This is a genomic window from Methanomethylovorans hollandica DSM 15978, from assembly GCF_000328665.1.
Taxonomy (GTDB): domain Archaea; phylum Halobacteriota; class Methanosarcinia; order Methanosarcinales; family Methanosarcinaceae; genus Methanomethylovorans; species Methanomethylovorans hollandica.
In genome coordinates this window covers 1,744,579-1,768,161 of sequence record NC_019977.1, presented here as the reverse complement: position 1 = coordinate 1,768,161, position 23,583 = coordinate 1,744,579, and the positions used below count along the sequence as shown (strand labels likewise).

The 23,583-nt window shown below is 42.8% G+C and carries 22 protein-coding genes; 13 read left to right on the top strand and 9 right to left on the bottom strand.

Annotation, left to right across the window (positions count from 1 at the left end; all coding sequences use genetic code 11):
* Window positions 1–6: 6 nt before the first annotated feature.
* The 5 genes from METHO_RS08545 to METHO_RS08525 form a co-directional block, all read right to left on the bottom strand.
* Window positions 7–2,589, bottom strand: coding sequence for an S-layer protein domain-containing protein (locus METHO_RS08545; protein WP_015325131.1), 2,583 nt, complete (start codon window positions 2,587–2,589; stop codon window positions 7–9).
* A 321-nt stretch (window positions 2,590–2,910) separates the two neighbouring features.
* The gene (locus METHO_RS08540; RefSeq protein WP_015325130.1) at window positions 2,911–3,786 is read right to left on the bottom strand and encodes a mechanosensitive ion channel family protein; all 876 of its coding nucleotides are present in this window, start codon (window positions 3,784–3,786) and stop codon (window positions 2,911–2,913) included.
* A complete protein-coding gene (locus tag METHO_RS08535; RefSeq protein WP_015325129.1) occupies window positions 3,783–4,493 on the bottom strand; it encodes a DUF432 domain-containing protein in 711 nt (236 codons plus the stop codon). Before METHO_RS08535 ends, METHO_RS08540 begins: the two co-directional genes overlap by 4 nt.
* 437 nt (window positions 4,494–4,930) lie before the next feature.
* On the bottom strand, window positions 4,931–5,401 hold the full coding sequence (locus tag METHO_RS08530; protein ID WP_015325128.1) for a DUF5788 family protein: 471 nt from the start codon (window positions 5,399–5,401) through the stop codon (window positions 4,931–4,933).
* 219 nt (window positions 5,402–5,620) lie between these two features.
* A complete protein-coding gene (locus METHO_RS08525) occupies window positions 5,621–6,859 on the bottom strand; it encodes a hypothetical protein (protein ID WP_156811087.1) in 1,239 nt (412 codons plus the stop codon).
* 295 nt (window positions 6,860–7,154) lie between these two features.
* Here METHO_RS08525 and METHO_RS08520 point away from each other — a divergent pair, with 295 nt between their 5' ends.
* Together METHO_RS08520 and METHO_RS08515 are read left to right on the top strand one after the other, a co-directional pair.
* Entirely contained in the window at window positions 7,155–8,456 is a 1,302-nt protein-coding gene (locus METHO_RS08520; protein ID WP_015325126.1) for a phenylacetate--CoA ligase family protein, read from the top strand.
* Between the two features lie 44 nt (window positions 8,457–8,500).
* On the top strand, window positions 8,501–9,349 hold the full coding sequence (locus METHO_RS08515) for a methanogenesis marker 8 protein (protein ID WP_015325125.1): 849 nt from the start codon (window positions 8,501–8,503) through the stop codon (window positions 9,347–9,349).
* Window positions 9,350–9,432: 83 nt separating this feature from the next.
* Here METHO_RS08515 and METHO_RS08510 read toward each other — a convergent pair whose 3' ends face one another.
* Window positions 9,433–9,852, bottom strand: coding sequence for a PaaI family thioesterase (locus tag METHO_RS08510; RefSeq protein ID WP_245546270.1), 420 nt, complete (start codon window positions 9,850–9,852; stop codon window positions 9,433–9,435).
* 491 nt (window positions 9,853–10,343) lie between these two features.
* Between METHO_RS08510 and METHO_RS08505 the strand changes: the two genes are divergently transcribed.
* The 3 genes from METHO_RS08505 to METHO_RS14355 all read left to right on the top strand — a co-directional run bounded on the left by METHO_RS08505 (window position 10,344) and on the right by METHO_RS14355 (window position 11,859).
* Window positions 10,344–10,715, top strand: a complete 372-nt coding sequence (locus tag METHO_RS08505) for a DUF5658 family protein (RefSeq protein ID WP_015325123.1) — start codon at window positions 10,344–10,346, stop codon at window positions 10,713–10,715.
* Between the two features lie 46 nt (window positions 10,716–10,761).
* Complete coding sequence (locus METHO_RS08500; protein WP_015325122.1) at window positions 10,762–11,136, top strand: Mov34/MPN/PAD-1 family protein; 375 nt, start codon at window positions 10,762–10,764, stop codon at window positions 11,134–11,136.
* A gap of 432 nt (window positions 11,137–11,568) precedes the next feature.
* A complete protein-coding gene (locus METHO_RS14355) occupies window positions 11,569–11,859 on the top strand; it encodes a CxxC-x17-CxxC domain-containing protein (RefSeq protein ID WP_015325121.1) in 291 nt (96 codons plus the stop codon).
* 76 nt (window positions 11,860–11,935) lie between these two features.
* On the opposite strand, the gene METHO_RS08490 is transcribed toward METHO_RS14355, so the two are convergent.
* Window positions 11,936–12,229, bottom strand: a complete 294-nt coding sequence (locus METHO_RS08490; protein WP_015325120.1) for a SemiSWEET family sugar transporter — start codon at window positions 12,227–12,229, stop codon at window positions 11,936–11,938.
* Between the two features lie 382 nt (window positions 12,230–12,611).
* Between METHO_RS08490 and METHO_RS08485 the strand changes: the two genes are divergently transcribed.
* A complete protein-coding gene (locus METHO_RS08485; RefSeq protein WP_015325119.1) occupies window positions 12,612–12,803 on the top strand; it encodes a hypothetical protein in 192 nt (63 codons plus the stop codon).
* 55 nt (window positions 12,804–12,858) lie between these two features.
* Here the strand turns inward: METHO_RS08485 and METHO_RS08480 are convergent, their stop codons facing one another.
* On the bottom strand, window positions 12,859–16,284 hold the full coding sequence (locus METHO_RS08480; protein WP_015325118.1) for a nitric oxide reductase activation protein NorD: 3,426 nt from the start codon (window positions 16,282–16,284) through the stop codon (window positions 12,859–12,861).
* Between the two features lie 9 nt (window positions 16,285–16,293).
* Window positions 16,294–17,124 carry a CbbQ/NirQ/NorQ/GpvN family protein gene (locus METHO_RS08475; RefSeq protein ID WP_015325117.1) on the bottom strand — a complete coding sequence of 277 codons (831 nt, stop codon included), beginning with the start codon at window positions 17,122–17,124 and terminating at the stop codon, window positions 16,294–16,296.
* Between the two features lie 84 nt (window positions 17,125–17,208).
* On the opposite strand from METHO_RS08475, the gene METHO_RS08470 reads away from it, so the two are divergent.
* The 7 genes from METHO_RS08470 to METHO_RS08440 all read left to right on the top strand — a co-directional run bounded on the left by METHO_RS08470 (window position 17,209) and on the right by METHO_RS08440 (window position 23,572).
* Window positions 17,209–17,937, top strand: a complete 729-nt coding sequence (locus METHO_RS08470; RefSeq protein ID WP_245546269.1) for an HAD family hydrolase — start codon at window positions 17,209–17,211, stop codon at window positions 17,935–17,937.
* A gap of 45 nt (window positions 17,938–17,982) precedes the next feature.
* Window positions 17,983–18,693 carry a tetratricopeptide repeat protein gene (locus METHO_RS08465; RefSeq protein WP_015325115.1) on the top strand — a complete coding sequence of 237 codons (711 nt, stop codon included), beginning with the start codon at window positions 17,983–17,985 and terminating at the stop codon, window positions 18,691–18,693.
* A gap of 98 nt (window positions 18,694–18,791) precedes the next feature.
* Window positions 18,792–20,081 carry a hypothetical protein gene (locus METHO_RS08460; RefSeq protein WP_015325114.1) on the top strand — a complete coding sequence of 430 codons (1,290 nt, stop codon included), beginning with the start codon at window positions 18,792–18,794 and terminating at the stop codon, window positions 20,079–20,081.
* Window positions 20,082–20,212: 131 nt separating this feature from the next.
* Window positions 20,213–21,475, top strand: coding sequence for a cysteate synthase (locus METHO_RS08455; RefSeq protein WP_015325113.1), 1,263 nt, complete (start codon window positions 20,213–20,215; stop codon window positions 21,473–21,475).
* A gap of 4 nt (window positions 21,476–21,479) precedes the next feature.
* Window positions 21,480–22,244 (top strand): ATP-binding cassette domain-containing protein, encoded by a 765-nt coding sequence (locus METHO_RS08450; RefSeq protein WP_015325112.1) that lies wholly within the window; start codon window positions 21,480–21,482, stop codon window positions 22,242–22,244.
* Window positions 22,241–22,939, top strand: a complete 699-nt coding sequence (locus METHO_RS08445; RefSeq protein ID WP_015325111.1) for a GTP-binding protein — start codon at window positions 22,241–22,243, stop codon at window positions 22,937–22,939. The genes METHO_RS08450 and METHO_RS08445 overlap by 4 nt, the downstream gene beginning before the upstream one ends.
* Window positions 22,940–22,942: 3 nt before the next feature.
* Window positions 22,943–23,572, top strand: a complete 630-nt coding sequence (locus METHO_RS08440) for a (Fe-S)-binding protein (protein ID WP_015325110.1) — start codon at window positions 22,943–22,945, stop codon at window positions 23,570–23,572.
* Window positions 23,573–23,583 lie beyond the last annotated feature (11 nt).

Genomic DNA, 23,583 nt, shown 5'->3' with positions numbered 1-23,583 from the left:
ACTAACTTATTCTTTGTTTCTGCGGTTCCTGAATACAGCAACCATTGCCACTATGGCTATTGCTGCAACTATTCCCACAAAAGGAGTCTTCTGCGTTACGTCAAATGAGCCCTGCTGGTTGCCTATCTGCACATCGACGGTACCAGGCTGGTCTGCGGTTGCAGTGAACTTCACAGTCTTTTCTTCACCTGCTGTAAGAGAGACGTTCTGTGCGTCCGTTACATTATTGTTCACCAACAGTTCCACTCTTACCTCGCCTGCAGAGGTGCCAGTATTGGCGACATTGACACTGACGGTCGCTTCCTTGCCCTGTTCCACTGAAGCCGGCTCAATGATCAGATCAGAATATGTGAACATGTTTTCTGCAGCTTCGACCTCAAAGGTAATCTCTGCCGGAAGCAGATCATCCGCTTCAACTCTGATCTTGTGTATACCTGCATCCCTTGGTGTGTATGTGAGCATACCCTCTGCAGAAGTGTTACCTATGGCGGTACCATCATAGAACAGTGCTCCCCCTCTCACAGGTTCGCCACCGATGGCCTTCTTTACAGATATTGTTATCCCATCTCCTGCGAACACGGTTTCTGGATTGATCTCTATTTCCATTTTTCTTGTGGCATCATCTGCAGATATTACCTCAACATCCAGAGCACCAGTGACAGAACCTTCCTTTTCCGCAGTCACTTTGAAAGTTCCGGTCTCGCCCAAGGTCACAGAAAGTATACCTTCGTTAGATGTAGTTCCTCTCTGCACGTTGTTGAGCTTCACGACCGCACCTTCCACAGCTGCACCCTGGGAAGTCACTTTTATGTCCACTGCTGTTCCTGCTATGATCGTTTCAGGCATTTCTATGGACAATTGTTGGGTTGAGGATGTTGTGGTCAGCACAAACGGATAGTATCTCAAAGTGTCCGAATCTGCCACTTTTATTGAGATGTCATCCATTACAGAGATCACAGTGTCTTTGGTTAGTGAGATGGAATTCCTGTTCCTGAGAGTTATACCGTTTTCAGAGATGCCGGAAACCTCCATTCTGCCAAACCTGTCAGAACCCTCAAGGGTAATGTAGTCCTCGGATACCTGGAAAATACCCTGTACAAAGATAGCATCGAATTCACGTCCCTGGAATATCTGATCGAAATGGACGACTATCTGGGGTACATCATCAGAGGAGCCAATATCAGTTTTGTATACATAGTCTGTGTTGGATGAAAGGATACCAGTGTCTACTTCCTGGCCATTCTGTGTGAGTGAGACAAGCACCCTGTTACCATTAAGGTCTACTTCAACCACATCAAGCACATATCCTTCCTCGAGTACCAGAGATGATCCAGGAGAGGCCGATTTCTTATCATCGTTATCTATAAGCACTTTGGAAAGCTGACCTTGGGAGACCATGCTTACAGAACTGGTGAATGCATTGTCCGGATAGCCTGCAAAGTACTTATGTGCAAGGAAGCCTATCACTTCGAACTTTCCCCAGGCACTGTGGTCAAAGCTGACCTGCTGAGCTGTTGTGGAATATACGAGGTTGCCAGTAGGTATTGTCCGTCCTCTCAAGGCTGTTGCTTTCAGTGATTCCGTACCTATGCCTTCATCAATGTTGTAGTAGAAACCTTCAAAATTCAGTGCGGTCCAGTTAAAAGGTCCGTCTGCAACTGTACCACGCAACTCGTATGTTCCCGGCTCTGTCATGTCTACAACAGGGGCAAAACGCAGAACTCTATCGTCGGCAACAACAAAATTCAGTTTTCCCATTATGTTAATGGTCTTGCCTGCGTTTAGGTTTATGACATCGGGATTTGACATTGTGATCTGTGCATCGCTCACTGTCCTTACTCTCATTCTCCCATAGTTGTCACTGCCCTGTACAGATATATACTCGTCAGAGACCTGGAAGACACCCCTTACAAACACTGCATTGGTTTCAGTTCCTCTGAATATGTTCTCGAGATGCACGACTATAAGGGGGAAATCGTCTGTGGAACCTACTCTCGTCTTATAAATGTAATCCTGATTAGAGGCTATGACGGTGCTATCTACCTGCACGCCATTTTTCTTCAGGGTGACGAACACTTTGTTACCATTAAGATCGATCTCTGTTATGTCCAGCACATATCCTTCTTCCAGGATCAGTGATGAACCTGTGAACAATGATTTTTCGTCATCCTCATTTATGAGGACCTTTGCAAGCTGCCCATCAGCTATCAGACTGACATCTCTTGTAAAGTCCGTATTACCAGAATACCCCGCAAAGTATCGTTCTGCCATGAAACCGATTATCTGGAAAGAACCCCATTCACTACGCTCAAAACCAGTTTCTATCGGTCTTGTGGAATATGTCAGGTCATTCTCTTCAATAGACCTGTCCGAATAGCTGTCCAGTTTAACAGTCAGCGTTTCAGAGCCTTCGCCTGAGTCCAGGTCATAATAGAAACCCGAATAACTAAGGGGTGACCAGGTGTATTCCAGCGCGGGCTCCTGGGCAGCATCCCATATCCTGTTACCTGTTGAATTATTTGCTGCCAGGGCCGTAGTGGATAACAGGCCCAGGCAAAGCAGAGTAACTATGAATATCTTAATTTTCATATATTTATCTCTCCTTCAATATTTACTATCTTCAAAAATAGTATTATCTTAAGAGTATATACATTTTATTACATTTTATCCACTGAGAATGACCGGATAATATGGAAATATGTTTTAGAAAAATAACTTCACAGCAAATGAGTTATTAAGTTCAGCTTCTACTTCAAGCCGAAGTCTGCTCAGACCGAACAAGCCGATAGTAAGTCCAGAGAAGATCGCAGACTGCAATAAACAAAAAAAAATGAATACTCACGTTATTATAACCATATAAGACATCTCTATTTCCATTTCTATAATCTAAAAAAGTATGCTTAATTGTCATCAATAATGTGAAAAAATAGAACAATCGTTCTCTGAACTTTCTATCTCATTTGCCGGTATTCTGTTGGCGAACCAGAGAGTGCGCTGTGGCAGAGCTATCCTGATGCCATTCTCTTCAAGTGACTTTTTAATTATCCACAACAGTCTGGTTTTGACAGAATACCATTCAGTGGATGGGGCCCAAATCCTTACGAAGATATTGACTCCGTTATCTTCCAGCTTATCCACAAAGACCGTAGGAGTCGGATTTTTAAAAGCTATTGGGTCATCATCTATTATGCCTTTGATTATCCCAATGGCTTCGTCAGCATCACTTTCATATGTTATCCTTATGGAATACTCAAATCTTCTTGCTACATTGGCAGCGAAATTGGTGATGTTATTGAGAAAGACCTTATCGTTGGGCACGCGCACATACAGTCCATCAAAGGTTCTGATGATGGTGGAAACAAAAGTTATGTCTTCAACAACTCCTGCATTATTATCTATGTTCACCTGGTCTCCTATCTTAATAGGTCTTTCAAGGGTCAGGAAGATTCCTGAGATCAGATTCGCAACAATGCTCTGGCCTGCAATACCCAGAATGATACCCAGCACCCCTCCGGCAACCAGCAGGCTTGAAAGCTCTACTCCCATGAACGGGAGTATGAAAAAGACAGTGACAAGGAAAATGAAACTATAGCGCATAAGTTTGAGCAGCATGCTCAGTTGTTTCCTGTCCATTTTGTCCTGCAGCCTCCTCATGAGGTATATATACAGTATTTTTCCAGTGATCATAGATATGACCACGATTGCAGCTACAAAAGTGATCCTTAAAAAGAGAATGGAATAGTCGGATAATGAAACTGATACAGCATCATGCAGCGTGATGTTCATAGTCCGTACTCCATAACGCATTTGCTGCCGCTTACCCTTAGTTTCGATGATACGTAGAGTTCCATGGCCTTTTTGAACCTGCCTTTTCCAGGACAGTGAATGAACTCCGTTTCCGCTAATTTTCGGCTTTGGACCTTCATGACCGCTTTCATTACAACTTTATTTTCTTCATAGTAGATCTTCATAGCATAGGCGTTGAACAAAGACTTGCTGATCTCTGTCATGTGTTCAGTATCATTCACAATCCTCAGGTCTATGTAACCCGTATGCCAGGGATCCGTGTCCGGAGGAGAAAGGGATGCATCACTTTCCCAGTACCTGCAGATGATCCCATTACTTGGAGCACCGTACAGAGTGTACTTTAACCGTGCAAAAGAAAAGATATCTATAATCTCAAAGTCCTCTCTTCCCTGGGATACGAAAACTCCCAGTTCTATAGGGAAAGTGATGTAAACTTTCTTTGTGGTGCCCGGTTCAATTATCAACGTCTGTTTAAAGTTCACCAGTAAAAAATGAGTGAGCCTTTTAGGCATATTGACCGGTTCAATGGGATTGAGTAAGAAATTACATGGACCCTTCAACAGTAATCTTTCTGTGCTTCCCAGATTTCCCCATCTGCGATATATGAGAGAATCTTCATGTTTTTCCACTGATAAGGAAACGCCTTCTATTTCCATGTTAAAAGGAGATCTATATGAGCCGAGCATAATAATTCCTATAAAATAATATAAAAGAAGTATTTTATAGTTTATAACTATTTCTTCTTTCGGAAATAGAAGAGCATGGAAATCTATTGTTCTCGTGATGAATCAGAGGAACGGATATCCCCTTTTCCATGTAATTTCTTAAATATATTGAAAGTTCATCCGCATACGCCCCTAAGAGAGGTCAATGGAATGAATATAGTGGTAATGGTGATAAGCACCTCTATAATTATCAATGGTATCGATCAAATGAAATTATCCATTTCTTGATTCACATTTCTTGATCCGGTCCTGAGAACCAGGCATACCATTCAGGGTCTTCCTCGTCTAAGGACACTTTGTCAAGAGCGTCTAAGGTAATTCAACAAAAGATTTGTATCTCACATACAATAATTTATACCAATTTGCTGATTTCTCATATGAATCAACCAGATTGGAGCTCATACCTTTCCGGCATCCTTTAAGAAATTCAACCATCTGCGTATCTCTTCAGTGCGTTGTGTTGAAAACATTTCATGGAATTTTTTTTCTTTTTCTTTTGAGATGCCTTCCTCGATCTCCCGAAGGTCCATTATTGCACGTAACAACCCGGCAGTTTCATCGAACAGTCCTTTTGCTTCTTCCCGGGTCATTTCTTTAGTTTCCAGCTCCAGTTCATCTATGAGTTCCTTTTTCTTTAACAGTTGAATACATTCTTCAATCTCCTGTTTTTCATCATCTGATATTGTTTCCTTGTTGATCAGTTCCCAGACCCTGTCATGCAGCTTGCATTTTTTACCTTCCATTTCAACAAAATAAGGTATTTTTTCTCCCACCCAGAAAAGGCGGTTGTGTAATGCTGCAAGAAATTGCTTCCTTTCCCAATCCGTGATCAGCAGATCAGTATCTTCTTTATCCGGAATATCAGCCATTATCTCACTCCTGACATCATATGGATGAACTTAGATATTACTTTAAGCTAGAATAAGTAAAAATAATTGAGAAATAAAGAAAATGATGTGTTAATAAAATACTATATAAGTGAAAACTGAAAGAACAGATGGCAGATAAAATAAAAGATAAATAATGAAAGAAACTGGATCTTTATGGTATATCTTTCAATGCCAGTTTCTTTCTAATTGTCCGAGTTTTCACAGGAATTCTTCAATATATGACAGATCCTTATCAGATGCTTCTTGCATAACCTGGATGAAACATTGCTCATCAACCTCATGGTCAAGCTCGCTTAAGCATTGCCAGCCAGTCTGCATTGTATCTGATCCCAGTTCCTCGTACATCAAATAGATCACAGTGAAAGCTTTACTATAGCCGAACAGGATGGCATCTTTATTAGTTGAATCAAAGCTATCGGCAGTTTCCCATGCAGACAGGGATATGTCATACTTTCTTTCAAGCTTTTGATACGTTTCTAAAGTCCTATCTTTCCTTTTTACAGCAACATCTGGGTTTGTTTTTGTCAGAACGAGATACGTATACAGGTCTGCATGCCCCTCATCCATCCAGATGTGTGAAAAACTGCATTCTTGCGTCCAATAATGAGCAAGCTCATGTATCAGGATGGCATCGCTGGAAGTATGGAGAAGATAAATGCCTTTACTTCCCTTATTAAAGCCGCCGTAGCCTTGAGTATCTTCCACGCTTGCCTGTATTATAGTGACATTATATTGTGGGGGATATGAGAACCCAGTGACATTTTCAAGCAACAGCAGATTTTTCACGGTCGCATCCAGAACATGAGCTCCCCAGGCATCTTCACCTTCCCAGAACCTGACAGTTATTCCCACTTCTTTTTCACTTAGATGGGCAACACCTTTGATCTCATACATATCCGTGTGATTCACACAGGTTACCTGACATGGATTCTTCCAGGTAGTACCTTTTTGGAATACGAATTCAGTGAATTCTTTCTGTTCAAGCATATGATAATCCTTTCTTTCGATATCAGTTTCATAGTATTGGGGTATTCGCAGTACTACCTTTGTCCTGTTACCATATTCCACTATGTTGAACACTACAGTGTTGCTGTTACGTGGAAGATCATATGCAACGTAAAAAGCATAGGAATCTCCATACCATACTTTTTTATTCAGGCAGAAAGTGTAGTATCCATAGGAGCTAAGACTCCAGGTAAGGTTATCACTGCTCTCTTTCTCATAGGCACAGATGTTGCTTGCATTTTGAGGGAAGTAATAATTGAAGCTTGAATAGTATCCCCTCCAGAACCTGGTGTCCTCATCCCGGTTTTCAAACGTGACCTGTCTGAGTACATGTATGTTCTTTCCGTCTGGTGAAACCTCATATGTAACATCCATATCGGTGATAGTCTGGTTCCAGCCGCCGGGTACTGGAGAAATATTTGTTATGGACAACACCGTCAAAATAAGAAAGATTGACCTAAGTAACCGTTTTTCGTGTTTGTACATATTATCCTATTTTTAATATAATAATACTGTGTACACACATGTAAGTATTATGGCACAAAAAAGGGAATTCTGTACATGTCCTGAAGTGGTACGTACATGGTGCGGAAGGGAATGCCCAAAGCGTTTCCTTTTTAACAAATAACTGTTTCTTGATTATTATTTACTGATATCGAAAGTGGAAATTGCAGTAAATAATATAAGTGTTCAAACCCATGAGGAATGAACATTAGGAGATAGTTACATGAAATACTGGCAGCCAAAATATGAGACCATGGGTCATGCAGAACTCAAGGAATTACAGCTAACTCGGTTAAAAAAAACAGTGGCTGCAACTTATAACAATGTTCCTTTCTATGCCCGCAGGTTCAAAGAGGCCGGTATAAGGCCGGAAGATATCCGATCTCTGGATGATCTGAAAAATCTGCCTTTCACCTATAAAGCTGATCTGCGGGATAACTATCCTTTTGGCCTTTTTGCAGTACCGAAGAGCGAGGTAGTGAGGATCCACGCTTCTTCCGGTACAAGTGGTAAACCCACTGTTGTGGGCTATACTAAAAATGATCTGGAAACCTGGTCGGATCTTTTGGCCCGCAATCTGACAATGGTAGGTCTTGGCAAGGACGATGTATTCCAGAATGCAGTGAACTATGGTCTTTTTACTGGCGGGCTTGGGTTCCATTACGGTGTGGAAAAGATAGGTGCCATGATCGTTCCAAGCGGCACGGGTAGTACCACACGCCAGCTTGAGATGATGATAGATTTTGGAGTAACGGCATTGCATTGTACTCCTTCTTATGCCCTTTATCTAGCTGAGACTGCCAGGGAGATGGATATAGTTGATAAATTATCCCTGCGCGTAGGATGTTTCGGTGCAGAACCTTGGTCATCGAACACGCGAAAACAGCTTGAAAAAATACTGAACATCAAAGCATATGATTCCTATGGGCTATCCGAGGTCATGGGTCCGGGTGTGGCTTTTGAGTGTGAGGAGCAGGATGGATTGCACCTTTGGAGCGATCATTTCTTTGTGGAAGTGCTTGACGAAAATGGAGAGCAGGTATCTGAAGGAGAAAAAGGAGAACTGGTGCTGACATCTCTTACCAAAGAGGCATTCCCAATTGTCAGATACAGGACCGGAGACATCACACGTTTGCTGGAAAGCGAATGTTCATGTGGGCGGACAACTGTGCGGATCTCAAGATTGCTGGGCAGAGCTGATGATATGCTCATCGTCAGAGGCATCAATGTCTTCCCCTCACAGATAGAGGACGTAGTTGTGAAGATCCCGGAGATAACAGAGCATTTTCAGGTCATCCTGGACAGGAATAAAAAGATGCTGGATGAGATCACTGTAAAAGTGGAAATTACGGAAAACGCTTTTACAGGCGAGCTGCGTGATTTGGCCGAACTGCAAAAACACGTGGAAGATGAGCTTCAAAGCGTTCTGAACATACGTACGAATGTGGAACTGGCTGAAAAAGGTTCCATACCCCGTACGGAAGGTAAGTCTAAGAAGGTCATTGACAGGCGTAACGCTCTTTGATCTTTAGTTCCAGTATTCAAATCGAAAGCAAATAAGGTGATATAATGGTGCATGTAATGGAAATCCTTGGGATGGCACGGGTAGTTGTAAAGGATGGCAAGGTCACAGAAGTAGGAGAACCACAGTTAGACTGGTGTCCACTCTTTGAAAAGGCCAGGGGTATAAAACATATCAACTCTGAAGAAATTAGGAAGAACATGGAGTTCCGTATCCGGGACTTTGGTCTGTTCACTCCGCAAAGAAAACTTGACATGGATGTCTTCGTAGGTTTTGGGGCTTCTGAAGTGATGATGACTGGTCTTAACAGAGGCATGCTCGATGCAACGGTCACTGTATGTGATGGTGCAGGAACTGTCATTACTGCTAATCCAAGACTTGTGCAGGGTATGGGGGCAAGGATCTCCGGGCTTGTGGAGACCGAACCGATCCCTGAGGTCATAGCAGGCATTGAACAAAGGAATGGCATAGTACTTGATCCGCAGCATGCAAGCATCGATCCGGTTCAAGGTCTTCAAAAGGCTGCACAAATTGGTTACAAGAAGGTAGCTGTTTCTGTTATCGATGCTCTGACAGCTTCGAAGTTAAGGGAGATAGAGAGTGCACAAGGTTTGGATGTTTGTATTATAGCTGCCCATACTACGGGCCTGACAAAAGAACACGCTTCTGAGCTGCTGAAATATACTGATATTGTAACAGCATGTGCGTCCAGGAACCTGCGAGAGATCATAAAGCCAATAGCACAGGTAGGGACGGCAGTGCCTCTGTTCGCATTAACACAAAAAGGTAAAGAGCTGTTACTTGAACGTGCCAAAGAAGTGGATAGTCCTATACTGGTAAATACCATGCAGCTTCCGGTGCTTCCTGATAAGAAACAACCCCGGGAATTGAAATAAGGACGATTCGGGTGGTTCCGTAGGTATGTATCGTGAAGGAAAACCACATGTATCGTCTTTTATGGTCCTGATATAAGGCCAGATTAAGCTATCAGGCCTTCTATTGTTTCATTTTTTCTGTACACAGTACCCTGAAAGCTTGCTATAATTTCATTCTCCTCATCTGTTACAGTAATTACATAGGTAGCCAGTTTGTGACCTATTGATACTTCCCTTGCCTCCGCGGTCAGATATCCTTTTTTGGCAGCTTTCACAAAAGCTATTGAACAATTTATCGCCACTGACACCCGGCCATGAGCATTTGATGCACTACCGAATGCCAGATCTGCAAGAGTGAATATCGCTCCACCGTGCACAGTGCCAAAAGCATTCAGATGCTCATCTGCTATAAGCATACGAGCTTTTGCGTATCCTGGACTGACCTCAAGCACTTCCATATTGCAATAAGCTGAAAATCTATCCTTTGACAATAGTTCCATAAAAGGTGTAATTGTTTCTTGCACTGTGATCACTCCATTCATATTACATATCTATCTATGCTGTGGAAGGACTAAAAATCTGCCGATATATGGATTAGAGGGTCTTGTTTATTGTGTTATGGGCAGATGAATAGCGCCAGCAATCTACATATAAGTTAATGGCAATTATTAATCGTTATATTTAGGAGATAACTTTAAATAACATGGATTGCTATTCTATCATGATCAAACATGATAGAACATTACGGACACGAAACAGAAATGACGCAGATCGTCATGGTGCTGATAACAATGGCCATAGCAGTGCTTGCGTATTATTCACTTTTCAATTACCACGGGGTGATCTGACTTTCCTGTGATAACAATTCTCAATTAATTTCCTCCTATTTTTTCTTATTCTTCTTTTTTTCTTTCTTTGATTCTGGTATATATATGTCTTGTATTCTATATTATTCAGTAAAATATAGATAAGTATTTATCCAAAATAATCTTTGATGCAACTAGGTGGTACAATAATGCAGACTAATTCATCCCTTAGAAGTATTCTCTGGGAAATCCGCATCATTATTCTCTTCTATGTAATAGGTGATTGGCTGAGCACTGCATATGCTCTGCCTAACGGACAGGAAGGCAATATACTTCTTAGTTCTTTTATAACCAATAATGGGATATATGGTTTGTTACTGCTTAAATTATTGTTTGTAGTCTTGCTGGTAATCAACTTTTACGTGCTGAATAATTGCATACATGAGGTCGTCCCCTACTTAAAAGAAGGACTCAAGTCTTCAGTAGCTATACTTGGCATTGTGCTTACCGTAAATAATATCCTTGTGGGACTTTATGGCTGGAGCTTTTTGGGATCCATGGTTGCTTCATTGCATGCATGAGGTTTACCCTAAATAACTATATACATTTAGTTCTTCATCTTTTTCCATGAAAAAAATAAAAGGTATTGCAAGAAATACCCTCAGATTTATCTTAGAGGTCAGCAGATCATCTTACCCTAATGAATTTGCCGGTTTGCTTCAGGCGGAAGACGGTATTATTAGCGAAGTGCTGATCCTGCCGGGAACAGAATCAGGAGAAAGCAGTGCCTTGCTGCATCTGTTCATGATGCCTAATATTTCTACGGTCGGTTCCGTGCACAGTCATCCCAGGGGAATTGTCAGGCCATCCAATGCAGATATACAGATGTTTGGAAAGACAGGGAACTATCATATAATCGCAGGATACCCCTTTGATCTTCAAAGCTGGAAATGTTTCAATTCCGAAGGAGAAGAAAGAGAGCTGCAAATAATAGATGATTAACTAATAGATTATTAAATAAAATCTGATTAAATCGATCGGTGATTAATAGACAGCTAAGGCATGATGCCGGGTTAAGCTGTGATTTTTCATGACGGCAAAAAGTATATATATTAAAAATGCCAGTATGACAATTGCAGTTAGCTTAGTTGGCGAGTAAAGAAAAGGATAATACCGTTTCTGTTTGCTTCTTTTAGGTTAATTGACTGAATGCAGAGAATGGGTTGTATTGATCAAGGTAAATTATTCGGTCTCAACTGACGCTGTTTCCAATGCCTTTTTAAAAGGTGTTATAAGACGTACAGTAATGTGTATCCCCAGGTTTGTGGTTTTTGCAAAAGCAAGGATTTAAACCTGATCTACCAAGTCATACACAAATTCTCAGTCTCAAATTATGAGACAACTAATAAAATAAAACAACAAAGGACATCAAATATGAACAACGATAGAAGAGGCGGAAGTGGCGGATTCAGGTCTGGCGGAAGCGGCGGTTCAAGAGGCGGAAGTGGCGGAAGTGGCGGATTTAGGTCCGGCGGAAGTGGCGGAAGTGGCGGATTCAGATCCGGCGGAAGCGGTGGATTCAGACCAAGCGGTCCAAGAGAGATGCATAAAGCAACCTGTGCTGACTGCGGACAGGAAACGGAAGTGCCATTCGTGCCATCCGGTGACAGGCCTGTATACTGCAGGGAATGCTACCAGAAGCACAGACCACCAAGAAGATACTAAATACTTTTATTGATTTATTTTAATGGAAGTGATGTACATTTATCTGTACAGCCACTTCATTTTTTAAGTTCCTGTTCTACATTCGGATCGTAGTATCATTGGTCAATGCAGAGTCTTTATTCAATTCCAGATAATCTTTCTTAAGTTTATACATAAGCAGAGTTGAAGACAGAGCTATAGAAATAGAGTTTGCCGATATCAAAGCAATATCTTTGATCAGCAGTCCATGGTACAACCATAATGTCATACCTGTTGTAGAACACAAAAGCATCAATAATGAGATATCTTTTGTGGACTTCGTCTTCAAAGCTTTAAAAAGTTGAGGTGCAAAAGCAAGAGTTGTAAGTGTTCCTGCAAGGTAGCCGATCATATTGTACTCCTTATATATATTTCATTCTTGTATATCACTAATAAGCACACCTTTGCTTAAAAATTAATCTGATGATAGTTATCCCTTTTATCAGATCATCATTAACATAATCTCACGTCTTATATACAGAGTTCACACCTCATTGTAAAATTACATTCAGGTCTTAATATCATATATGGGCTGAAGAGTATCATAGGTATTGCAAATTATTGCAAGGTTTTGTTATATATCATAGTGTTATTTGATTCACTACTTAGACATCCTAGCTGGGTGCCTGTATCCATAGTAAAAGGAGGGTCGGTATATCCTCCTGCTTCCTTGGATCGCTATAGGCTGACAGAAGCAGGATAACCCCAAATTATAATGCAATGGTGATAGATCCATGGTTCTCATAGAATCCTCAGAACTCCTTGATACTCTTAAACTGCTGCACACATTTGCAGCAACTTTCAGTTTACAGGAAACCTCCAAAGCATACGACAATGTAATTTGTCTGGTACAAGTAATGGAACAAGAGGGTGCCGAAGATTACACATACTGTCAAAGGAATGTACCTGCAGACAGGCTTACCTGAACTACTTTATATTTGTTTCTTAGAAAAAATTGATGAACTCGATGCTAGTTTATGCTTACGTAGTGAGCCTCTTATATAATGCCGGAAGCCTTGCAGGAAGCACCTGCGCATCGTCTATTATCGTGTAACCTACATTTGAGAAGATAGTGTCCAGATAGTTTCCCGGATCTTTATCTACAGTTATACAGAAGAAATGTATGTTCCTGGCATGTCCTTCCTGGATGGCTACCCTTGTATCCTCTTCTGCCAAGCGTCCTTCATATGCTCCTTCTCCATGACAGGTGTCATAGGGCTCTCCATCTGAGAGGAGCACTATCATCTTCGTACTTGCCTGTACCTGTTCCAACTTTGTGATGGAATGTCTGATCACAGGTCCGAGACGAGTGTTGGCTACAGGTTCCAGGAGACTGATCCTGTTGGCCACAGTATCGGTAAGTTCCTCATTGAATTCTTTTATTATGTAATATTCCACATCATTGCGGGTATGTCCGGAGAAAGCGTAGATGGCGTATTTATCTCCAATACTCTCAAGCGCCTGGCTCATTATTATCACAGAATCTTTTTCCACATCTATTATACTCTGACCTCCTATGTCCAGTTTTTTGGAGGTGGAGGCACTTACATCTACAAGGAAAAGAGTAGCCACATCTCTTTCTCTTTTATCCCATCTCAGATAAAAACGATCATCCAGATCCGCACCGCATCTTTTCTCCATGAGGGCTTCTATGAGCGCATCTATATCTATCTCCGTGCCATCTGTCTGCCCTTTTAACTTGTGGAAAGACTCAGGTTTCATTGTGCTGAATATACGCCGGATAAGTGCTATCTCATTTCCATAGCGTTTTATAGCATCTTCAAAATATTCTCCCGAGTCACCAGAAGGCTCTATTTCTTTTACCACACACCAGCCGGACTTGTAGTCATTGATCACAGTGTCCCACTCATCGTATATGAAGCTCCCGCGCAAACTCCAGTCATTTGGAATAGCATAGTTTTGTTCCTGGAACATCTCATCCGGTTTTTCTTCTTTTTTCTCCTCTTCCCTGCTTTCCTCACATTGGGGCACGAACCTTGCAAGCATGTGCTCGTACGGGTCAGCAGAAGCAGGCTCGTCCTCGGTCAAAGCAGAAATGCCCACACCCCTGTACTCAAGATTTTTAATTGGTGTGTATTGCAGATCAGTCAGAGGACCATAAAGCTCCTTGAGCAAAGTATAGATCTCAAATACTGCTTCCATGGAATCCAGAGTAGAGGAATCCGGATGAAGTACTTTATGGAGCAGATCTCTGCAAATGTTTATACCTTGCCTCATCTTTTCTTCCATCCGGAAGGACGGTTCATTTCCGGTGGAAAGCCACATCAGCGCTTCCATAAACCTCTCCATCTCAGTTTCCGGGATAGGTCTTGCCTGTAAAAGCTGAGTTCTGATATGTCTGAAATTCTCCCGCAGTCCTCTGTAGGAAGTAAATATCATATATTCTATTCTTGCATCCTCTATGATACCCATAAGATCAATGGCCAGAAGATGATCTTGAAATGCAGAAAAAAGACTGGTTATGCTCACTGTTTCCACAGCGCTGCTAAACTCAAATCCCATTTTTTTCAGTATAGAATATGCTTTTTCAACAGATACTTCAGTGGTGCTGAATTGCACATGTCCCACTTCATGCATCACGCTTAGCTTATATATATTGAAATTATCCTCAACATCACTATATTTCTTGATCTTGGGTTCCAGATAGATGACATTACCTGCAATTATGGGATTCATGAAATCAAGACCTTCTGCCAACGGCAGGACATGCTTTGACCGGATGCTGAAGTCTACACCTGAAAGGCCAATTGCATAGTACTTGAGTATATTCACCACCTTTTTCAGGGCTATACCGCCTTTAAGATCTTCGATGGTATCCGTCGAACTTTTTGACTTAAGGGAAAAATAAGGCCTGCCCTTTATGGGACTTTCTTCAAAAACACTGATACCTTTGAGTGCCCACTCTTCAAGTTCCCTTACGTCCAGATCTGCCAGCAGGGGCGGAGAGAAAGCAAAGTAATCAACTGCTATCTTTTTATCTTTTTCGTGTACCTTCAGGCCGATACCTGCCCATTTTCTGATCTGTGCAGGGTCTATCTTTTCCACTACTTCCGGAAGACTTTCAAAGAAAATTCCTGCAAGCAGCCAATCTACTTCCAGCAATATGCGGGCTGTGGAAAATATTTCTCCATGGTAAGCAGGAGGAATCATTTTAAAAGCAAGCGTTGAATGTCTGCAATAACCTGCACCAAGATTGGAACTTTGCTTTGCTATCGCTTTTCCAATGGTCAGCCATTCCCTGAAATTCTGATGAGTAAAGAGATGCAGCACTTCCGGAGCATATTTGAAGAAATTTTCTACACATTCCGGATTCACCAGAGCAAGCTCAGCACCCACATCTAATATAAATGCTCTTTTTTCGTGGTCTGTGTTTTTCATATGTTTTTCAAGACCCTTGAAACTATATTCCATGAATGCCTTTGCAGCCTGCCTGTCCCTGGATAAAAGAACTATGCTTCTATCTGTCCACTCCTTTACTTCGTCAACATCTGTAAAACCAAGGATGTTCGGACTCCTATTCACAAAGGATGTAGCCATATCAGTATTGAGCTCAGCTATTTTCTCTGCCGCAGAGAACCATTTTTTGAAGTCTTTGTCATCCAGGTTGGCCATAGTACGAGGTGAGCGGTTGAACAGTGCAGGGATCAGGGGTGCACCGAACCTGAGAATGGAATTGAGTGCATTGAGTATCAAATACCTTCGATGCGGTTCAATGGGGCTGAATGTTTCTCTGGAACTGTTCATTATCTCTATTACGGTCCTCCAGTCCTTTTCTCTGATATTTTCAATTATATCCACAAATTTATGAAATTCATCAGTGGACATCAGAGATAAAAGGTCGGCCAGATGTTTGAAATATGCCTCAGATACTCTTATATTGGAATCTGAGAAATTGCTTCCAATAGATACCAGTTCTTCAAAATGTTCAAAAGGTCTGGATGACACAACTTTGGCAGTATTGGTAAAATACGATATAGCAAGCCCTTTGTCCCGACCTGCTATGGAGATTCCCAGTTCTGTCCACCGGTGCAAAAGAGGCAGACCACCCTTTTCAGTGATCATACCCGACGCATCAAAGAAACCTTCGATACACGAAATACTCAAAAATGATGCTTTTTGTGCGAGCAGGATCCAGTTTCTAAAGCCATCTTGAGGAAGCAAACGGTACACCTGAGGTGCTGCCTTCAGATAAGATCTAATAACTCTGCGGCCTTTAACGAATGTAAATTTCCCACAGTTCAATATGAACTTCAGATCCTGGACAGAGATCTTCTTTAAAGGCTCCACTACAGAGGAAAAATCATCTGAGTCTAGATTAGGGAAATATGATCTGACAATATCAGTAAGTTCTTCCGGGGAAAGAGTTTTTCCGCCTGCTTCTGGCATTTCTCTCCCTCACTCCATGATGGTGGAGATTATCTCATCAATGCTCTTTTGCAGGTCGGTGTTATCAGTGATAGGTCTAACCATAGCTATACGACATGCTTCTTTTGGATCTATGCCATCTTTTATGAGTTTCCCGGCATAGATGAGTAGCCGGGTGCTTACACCTTCTTCTAGGCCGTGTTGTTTGAAGTTCCTGATCCTGTGACCGATATCTACAAGATAGCGAGCCATTTCCTCATTGACTCCGCTTTCATGGGCAACTATCTTCATTTCAAGCTCTGCAGGGGGATAATCGAAATCTATAGCCACGAACCTTTGACGTGTGCTTTGCTTGAGATCTTTTACAACGCTCTGATAACCCGGATTATAGGAGATACTTAACATGAATTCAGAAGGAGCTTTGAGGATCACACCCAGTTTATCTATGGGCATGATACGGCGGTCATCAGTAAGAGGGTGGATAACAACTATCGTATCCTTACGGGCTTCCACGACCTCGTCAAGATAACAGATGGCACCATGTCTGACAGCTTTTGTAAGAGGGCCATCGCTCCACTCAACGGAATCGCCTTTTATCAGGAACCTTCCCACAAGATCAGTAGCTGTCAAATCTTCATGACAGGCTACGGTTACCAGGGGACGCTTTAGTTTGTAGGCCATGAATTCCATAAAACGGGTTTTTCCTGAACCAGTAGGACCTTTAAGGTTAACTGGCAACTTATTCCGGTAGGCTGACATGAAGATCTCTATTTCATTTCCCACAGGCACATAATATGGCTCCTTCTCAATAAGATACTCTTCAACAGGTAATTCCTCTGACAGACTGCATTTTTTAAGCATAGCACCAAACCCATATTTGATTCGTTGTTGTACTAATTAATGTAGGATTATGGTTTATAATTACTGGTATCGATAAATGGAATATTGGATACGCGTGCTTTTGGAGATCCTCTAAGTCCGTACACAAGTTTTATCCGTGTTGAAGCAGGTTCTGTCAACATGCTCAGATCCATCATTTTTGATATGGATGGGGTGCTGGTGGACTCCATGCCTTCCCATGCTGATGCCTGGATAGCGGTTTCAAAAGAAGTGGGTGCCGATGTATCCAGGGAAGATATCTATGAGATAGAAGGTGCGAACCACATACTGGGTATACAGTGGCTATTCGAAAAAGCCGGCAGGCAGGTAGAGCCCCATTTATATGAAGAGATCAAGCGCAAGAAAGTGGAATTCTTCAGTGCAAATGCAAGTATCACACCTTTTGCAGGTATAGCCGAGTGTCTCAGCGATCTCAAACGGCATTATTCCCTTGCTGTGGTTACAGGTTCCGATAGATATACGGTCAACTCCATCATGGAAGACTTCTTCCCGGATGTTTTCGATACCTTTGTATGTGGTGAAGACGTCCATTATGGCAAACCATATCCTGACCCCTATCTTAAAGCAGTGGAATTGCTTGGCGTAAGGAAAGACGAATGTATAGTAGTGGAAAACGCACCTATGGGTGTGGAATCTGCCAAAAAGGCAGGACTTTTCTGTGTGGGCCTACCTACATATGTGCCTCCTTCAAGATTGAGCCTGGCTGACCTTGTGTTACATGACCATCCTGCTTTGTACGAATATTTTAAAAAGCTGATCCTTTCAGGTAATTAGAAAGGTTTTAGTTTCTATCATGCACATGTATCAATGGTGGATATTATGGATCAAAAGCAGAGTATTGCTGATAATATTGAAAGCCTGAAGGAAAAATTCAGGCAAGTTCCCTCCCTTGAGGGAATGGTGCGCGTGGTGATTGCGTACCATCAAACGGGGTTCACTGAAAGGGGCATAGGTTTTGCTGAAGCTGTACTGTTGCAGATCAGTGATGAAAAGATAAGATCAATGCAAATGGGCATGATCATGGAGCTTGTGGGAAGATATAAGGAAGCGCTCCAATATCTGGATAAGGTTCTGAAGCTCTCACCAGCCGATCTTCAGGCACTGCATGCCAAGGCAATGATACTTGCCATAAATGGAAGCTTTGCAGATGCCGCTGTGATCTACCGCAAACTGCGGGAAGACAACCCATCGGACCTGCAGGCAATATCAGGAATGCTCCTGTGCCTTTTTGGAGAAGGCCTGTTAAATGATGCACTTGCTCTGTATCAGCAATCTACGGCCACGCTTCCCAAAGCTCCGCATGAATGGCATCCGAAGGGTATGATAGATGGTATAGTAGCCGCATTTTTTGAAACAGATACATCTGTTGACCATGGTATGACTGCGGAAAAGATTAAAGAGAGTTTCAGGCGTATGGAGGATATCATCGGTAATTTCGGAGCCGAGGTGCAGACGTTCTACACGATGGGAGAGCTCTCCGGCAGGGAAACATTCAACAAAACACTGGAAAAAAAGAAAACTAAGAATTGAGGCTTATATTTGATTCACTGCTGATCATCTGTTTCTGATCAATAATTTCAGCATGGAAGGTGATAATCAGGGTGCATATGCTGCAGAGGCTCTTTGGGATGGGCAGCAAAAAGGCTCATGTTCCCAAAGCTGATGCACGGCGGAAGACGGTTTCTTTATGTCGGCGCTCTATTAACACAATAGTTTTGGCACTTAACAGAACAGCTACTTTTTTTAGTAATGCTACACCCTTCACATATTACGCTCATGAATATCGCGAATATATGCTCTTACAGAGAAATGAACTGGATTTCAGGAAGCAGTTGCAGCTTCAAGACGCAAAGATGCGACCTATATTAATTATACGGGCTGCAACCTTCGATATTGCTAACTCAGAGGTTACTATGCTTCTGGATGAAATGATATCGGACCTTTTAGCACAATATCGACGATGGACCCATGAAGATTTTCTGCTGCAGGTCCGGCTTGAAGTACAGAGGCTTGCAGAGGATGAGCATGTGGTATACAAAGAAAAACTTCTTCAGTTGCAACGGGATATTTCCTGTATTGGGGAACTGAAGCCACTTCTAATGGGAAATCTTATTCTAAAGAAACTGGCTGGCAAATGTACGAAGGACGAGATAGGATTACTTGAAGGACTTCAAAGATTCGATTCCTTCAGGTTACAACAGATAGATGAGGACTTTGACAAGCTGTATCCTGCTGATGGACTATATTATGATTCACATAAGAGTATTCGACTTGTACTTATGGGAAAGGATAGCTGGGATGATCTCTGTTCTTATGCACAGCATGAGTTCACACATTTCCTCAACCATGAGAAATACTTCTTACCTGTGATAAGGAACTGGTATTTCCTGCAGGGCAATTACATGCAGCCTGAGGAACTGGCATCTTTATATCTGGAACTCATTGATGTAGTGCTTTTTCCTCTTACTGAAGATGATAGGTCTCTTTTCTTTTTGGGAAAAGACCATGAGCTTGAAGCAGCCATAAGGGATGCAGTCATGGATGCTCTTCAGGCATTGCTCCTTGTTCTTCCAGAGATGTCTCAGATGCAAGAGAACCTTTTTGTTCTTAACAAATACTTCAGTCTTTTCAGCATACTGGATGAGTCACTGGCCTATTTATCCGAAAGTTTCAATTCTCACATCTATGATAGCAATGCTCTTGCTGAAATGCACTCTGCTGTGGCAGATAAAGACGATTTCAAACTTTACCATAATATCCTTTCAATAGCATTAGAAGGAAAAGACCAAAAAGGATTCGATGATAGTTGTATGCAGCTCTGTGCAACATTCCTGCATACATGGAATCCATATCCGCTCATGACAGATCATGAGAATACTGTAAAATATTTACGTGCCAGAATCCTTAGCCTCTGCTAAGCTTATTGTGGATCCTTGATTCTAACAATAATATCCTACTCAGGACATTGATTGGTCATTAATTGCCTCAGTAAGGCAAATATACTTCCATCCAAGGAAACATATTTATCAGGCATTACCAAGTTGGCCTTATGCATAAGTATTCTGTAAGATGTCCAACATGCGGAGAGATGCAAGATCCAATGTCTTTGATATGCAGTAAAGGACATGATGCACTTTTACGCACTTTTTATGGGGCATCACAGCTGATACCCAGGAACATACCTGGGATCTGGGAATTCTATGATTGGCTTCCAGTGGACGGTATTATCGGTGAAGGTACCGGCAAGACGGTGACATATAAAAGTGAAGCTTTTGCCAGAGAACTTGGTCTTTCTGACCTGTATATAGCTTTTAACGGATATTGGCCAGAGAAGAATGCTTCCATGATGACCTGTACTTTCAAAGACCTGGAAGCCTTCCCTACAATGCAGAGATTGCTGGAAAGACAGGATAGAAGGATCATGGCCGTCGCTTCAGCAGGGAACACTGCCCGTGCTTTTGCACACGTATGCAGTATTACAAGACAGCCGTTGTTGCTTGTAGTCCCGCAGAACAGTGTTCATCGTCTCTGGACCTTGCATGAAGATACATCTTCAATATGCCTGGTAACTGTAGAGGGAGATTATTACAATGCCATCGAACTTGCCAACAAAGTGGCATCAAGAGAGATGTTTGTTAGTGAAGGGGGAGCAAAGAACGTTGCACGCAGGGATGGCATGGGTACAGTGATGCTGGATGCAGTACTTACTATAGGAAAATTGCCCATGCATTATTTTCAGGCTGTGGGGAGCGGGACTGGTGGCATTTCCTCCTGGGAAGCATCCCTGAGGCTTATCCAGGACGGACGTTTTGGGAATGTATTGCCACAACTACACCTGGCACAGAATTTGCCATGTGCCCCCCTTATCAGTTTGTGGGCAAATAACGTTGCAGATCAAAGTATAGTGGATAGGAAATGTCCGAAGGATATGTACGCTGATGTCCTATTCAACAGGAAACCTCCGTATTCTGTTGTTGGAGGTGTGAGGGATGCCCTACAAGCCACAGGAGGCAGGATGTATGGCATCGATAATGCTGCTGCAGCAAATGCACGACAGTTGTTCGAAGAACTTGAAGGCATTGACATTAATCCGGCTGCTGCAGTTGCAGTTGCCGCTCTTATGCGAGCTGTGGAAAAGAAGTTCATAGATCGCAATGACAGTATAGTGCTTAATATAACAGGCGGGGGGATGGAAAGACTGCACAGGGACTATAATTTGTATAACCTTGTTCCTGACATGAGGGTCTCGGCCCATGACCCGGAAGCAGAGTTGAAGATAGTAGGAAAAGTTTCTGAGAAGTTTAAGAGGTAGGAATATGAGGGATGTAATAACACTGACTATTCTGGGTGGCGTCAACAAGGACGGAATTACGGAGTCTATTGACAGAATAGAAGTTAACAAAGGTGAGATAATCGGCATAGTGGGTCCCACTGGTTCGGGAAAAAGCACTCTTATCGATGATATTGAACAGCTTGCCCGGGGAGATACTTCTTCAGGCAGGCATATACTTATTAATGGCGAAGTACCGGACACTTCGATCAGAGTGGACCCACGGCTTAAACTGGTGGCTCAACTCTCGCAGAAAATGCACTTTCTGGCTGATATGACAGTAGAGGATTTCCTTATAATGCATGCAAGAAGCAGAGGGAAGGGACCAGGACTTGTGCACCGTGTTTTGGAACTTGCCAATACTCTTACCGGGGAACCCATAGCCCTACATCACCATCTTACTGCACTTAGCGGCGGCCAGTCCCGTTCTCTCATGACAGCTGACATTGCTGTTATCAGTGATTCTCCTGTGGTGCTCATCGATGAGATAGAAAATGCAGGGATCAGAAAACAGGAAGCTTTGGAACTGCTTGCATGTGAGGGCAAGATAGTGATAGTTGTGACCCACGATCCTGTACTGGCACTCATGGCCACCCGCAGGATAGTGATGAAAAATGGCGGCATGGTGGATGTTATTACTACAAGCTCACGGGAACAACATGTTTGTTGCAAGATAGCTGAAGTGGATAACTGGCTGCTCTCTCTCAGAGAAACCATCCGCAGGGGAGACATTGTTGAGGGTACGGTATGAAACTTGTTGTAATTGCAGGCACTCCCGGGTCAGGAAAAACTTCTGTATTGCTTCACACGATCAAAGCTCTTGTATCCCTGAGAAATTCCCCGGCAGTGGTCAAGATCGACTGTCTGTGGACAGATGATGACCAGAGGTTCCAGAAGCTTGGGATACCTGTGCAGGTGGGACTTGCCAAGGATATGTGTCCTGACCATTTTACGATCTACAACACCGAAGAAATGCTGAGATGGGCAGCATCCAAGGGTTCTGACATGCTCCTAAACGAAACTGCGGGCCTTTGCCTGCGATGTGCTCCCTATCCTGATGATTGCCTTGCTGTTTGTGTCATCGATGTGACTACCGGTCCTAACACTCCCCTTAAGGTCGGCCCGCTCCTCACAACCGCAGACGTGGTGGTCATGACAAAAGGAGATGTGGTTTCCCAGGCAGAGCGGGAAGTGTTCAGGGAAAGGGTCCTGGATGTGAATCCCGGATGCAGTATTGTGGAAGCTAACGGACTTACAGGGAAAGGCTCTTTTGAGCTTGCTGAGCTGATACGTGCTTCCCCTGATACAGGGACCGGGATGAAATTACGATATAATCCTCCTCTTGCAATTTGTTCTTTGTGTACCGGTGAGATGAGAGTGGCACGCAAACACCACATGGGAGTTTTGCGCAGCCTTGACGGTTGTATGGAATACAGGGGAGAGTGAACGGTGAACAAGATACTGTCGCTCCTGCCCGGATATAATTGTGGAAGCTGTGGTTTTAAGCAATGCAGGGATTTTGCAGCACAGATCACAGATGAATCAAGCCTGATGCGGTGCCCTTTCCTTGAAAGAGAGATGTTCAGAACAAACCTGGAGCAGTTAAAGGGGCTTGTAGGTCAGGAAAAGAACGAAGATAAAGTAACTGGCATCATTGATGGCCTTAGAGCTGATTTTTCACTTGGTCCGCTCCACAGCGAATGCTCCTGCAGGGAGGATATTCATCCCCTGGATGGATCTCTTGAGATAGAGATCGGGGATATATTACGCTATAGGCCATTAGGCTGTCCGGTCACTCACTTTGCTAAAGTGATAGACAGATCCCCGGGTATATTCACTGTGCACATAGTAGGACCTTTGCACAGGCTTGGAAAGAACGATTTTTCTTTTAAGGATGCAGGTCTATGCATGATCCTCGCTTTTGAAGGCATTGTTATAAAAGGCAAGGTCCCTTCGATGTGCCAGACAGTTAAGTTTCTGCCGGAACACTGTATGATGCAGAAGGTGCATTCCGGCATCGTGGTATCTGTAGAGGGTCGCAGGCTTCGCATAGAGGCCATTGACCTTAAAGTGTGGTGAAGAAGCAGTAA

Excerpts from the sequence above, each read along its gene's own strand:
- METHO_RS14355 (WP_015325121.1), top strand. The coding sequence starts at position 11,569 with ATGAACAACGATAGAAGAGGCGGAAGTGGCGGATTCAGGTCTGGCGGA.
- METHO_RS08485 (WP_015325119.1), top strand. The coding sequence starts at position 12,612 with ATGGTTCTCATAGAATCCTCAGAACTCCTTGATACTCTTAAACTGCTG.
- METHO_RS08505 (WP_015325123.1), top strand. The coding sequence starts at position 10,344 with ATGCAGACTAATTCATCCCTTAGAAGTATTCTCTGGGAAATCCGCATC.
- METHO_RS08450 (WP_015325112.1), top strand. The coding sequence starts at position 21,480 with ATGAGGGATGTAATAACACTGACTATTCTGGGTGGCGTCAACAAGGAC.
- METHO_RS08465 (WP_015325115.1), top strand. The coding sequence starts at position 17,983 with ATGGATCAAAAGCAGAGTATTGCTGATAATATTGAAAGCCTGAAGGAA.
- METHO_RS08490 (WP_015325120.1), bottom strand. The coding sequence starts at position 12,229 with ATGATCGGCTACCTTGCAGGAACACTTACAACTCTTGCTTTTGCACCT.
- METHO_RS08540 (WP_015325130.1), bottom strand. The coding sequence starts at position 3,786 with ATGAACATCACGCTGCATGATGCTGTATCAGTTTCATTATCCGACTAT.
- METHO_RS08520 (WP_015325126.1), top strand. The coding sequence starts at position 7,155 with ATGAAATACTGGCAGCCAAAATATGAGACCATGGGTCATGCAGAACTC.
- METHO_RS08455 (WP_015325113.1), top strand. The coding sequence starts at position 20,213 with ATGCATAAGTATTCTGTAAGATGTCCAACATGCGGAGAGATGCAAGAT.
- METHO_RS08515 (WP_015325125.1), top strand. The coding sequence starts at position 8,501 with ATGGTGCATGTAATGGAAATCCTTGGGATGGCACGGGTAGTTGTAAAG.
- METHO_RS08500 (WP_015325122.1), top strand. The coding sequence starts at position 10,762 with ATGAAAAAAATAAAAGGTATTGCAAGAAATACCCTCAGATTTATCTTA.
- METHO_RS08530 (WP_015325128.1), bottom strand. The coding sequence starts at position 5,401 with ATGGCTGATATTCCGGATAAAGAAGATACTGATCTGCTGATCACGGAT.
- METHO_RS08475 (WP_015325117.1), bottom strand. The coding sequence starts at position 17,124 with ATGCTTAAAAAATGCAGTCTGTCAGAGGAATTACCTGTTGAAGAGTAT.
- METHO_RS08535 (WP_015325129.1), bottom strand. The coding sequence starts at position 4,493 with ATGCTCGGCTCATATAGATCTCCTTTTAACATGGAAATAGAAGGCGTT.
- METHO_RS08480 (WP_015325118.1), bottom strand. The coding sequence starts at position 16,284 with ATGCCAGAAGCAGGCGGAAAAACTCTTTCCCCGGAAGAACTTACTGAT.
- METHO_RS08445 (WP_015325111.1), top strand. The coding sequence starts at position 22,241 with ATGAAACTTGTTGTAATTGCAGGCACTCCCGGGTCAGGAAAAACTTCT.
- METHO_RS08460 (WP_015325114.1), top strand. The coding sequence starts at position 18,792 with ATGGGCAGCAAAAAGGCTCATGTTCCCAAAGCTGATGCACGGCGGAAG.
- METHO_RS08545 (WP_015325131.1), bottom strand. The coding sequence starts at position 2,589 with ATGAAAATTAAGATATTCATAGTTACTCTGCTTTGCCTGGGCCTGTTA.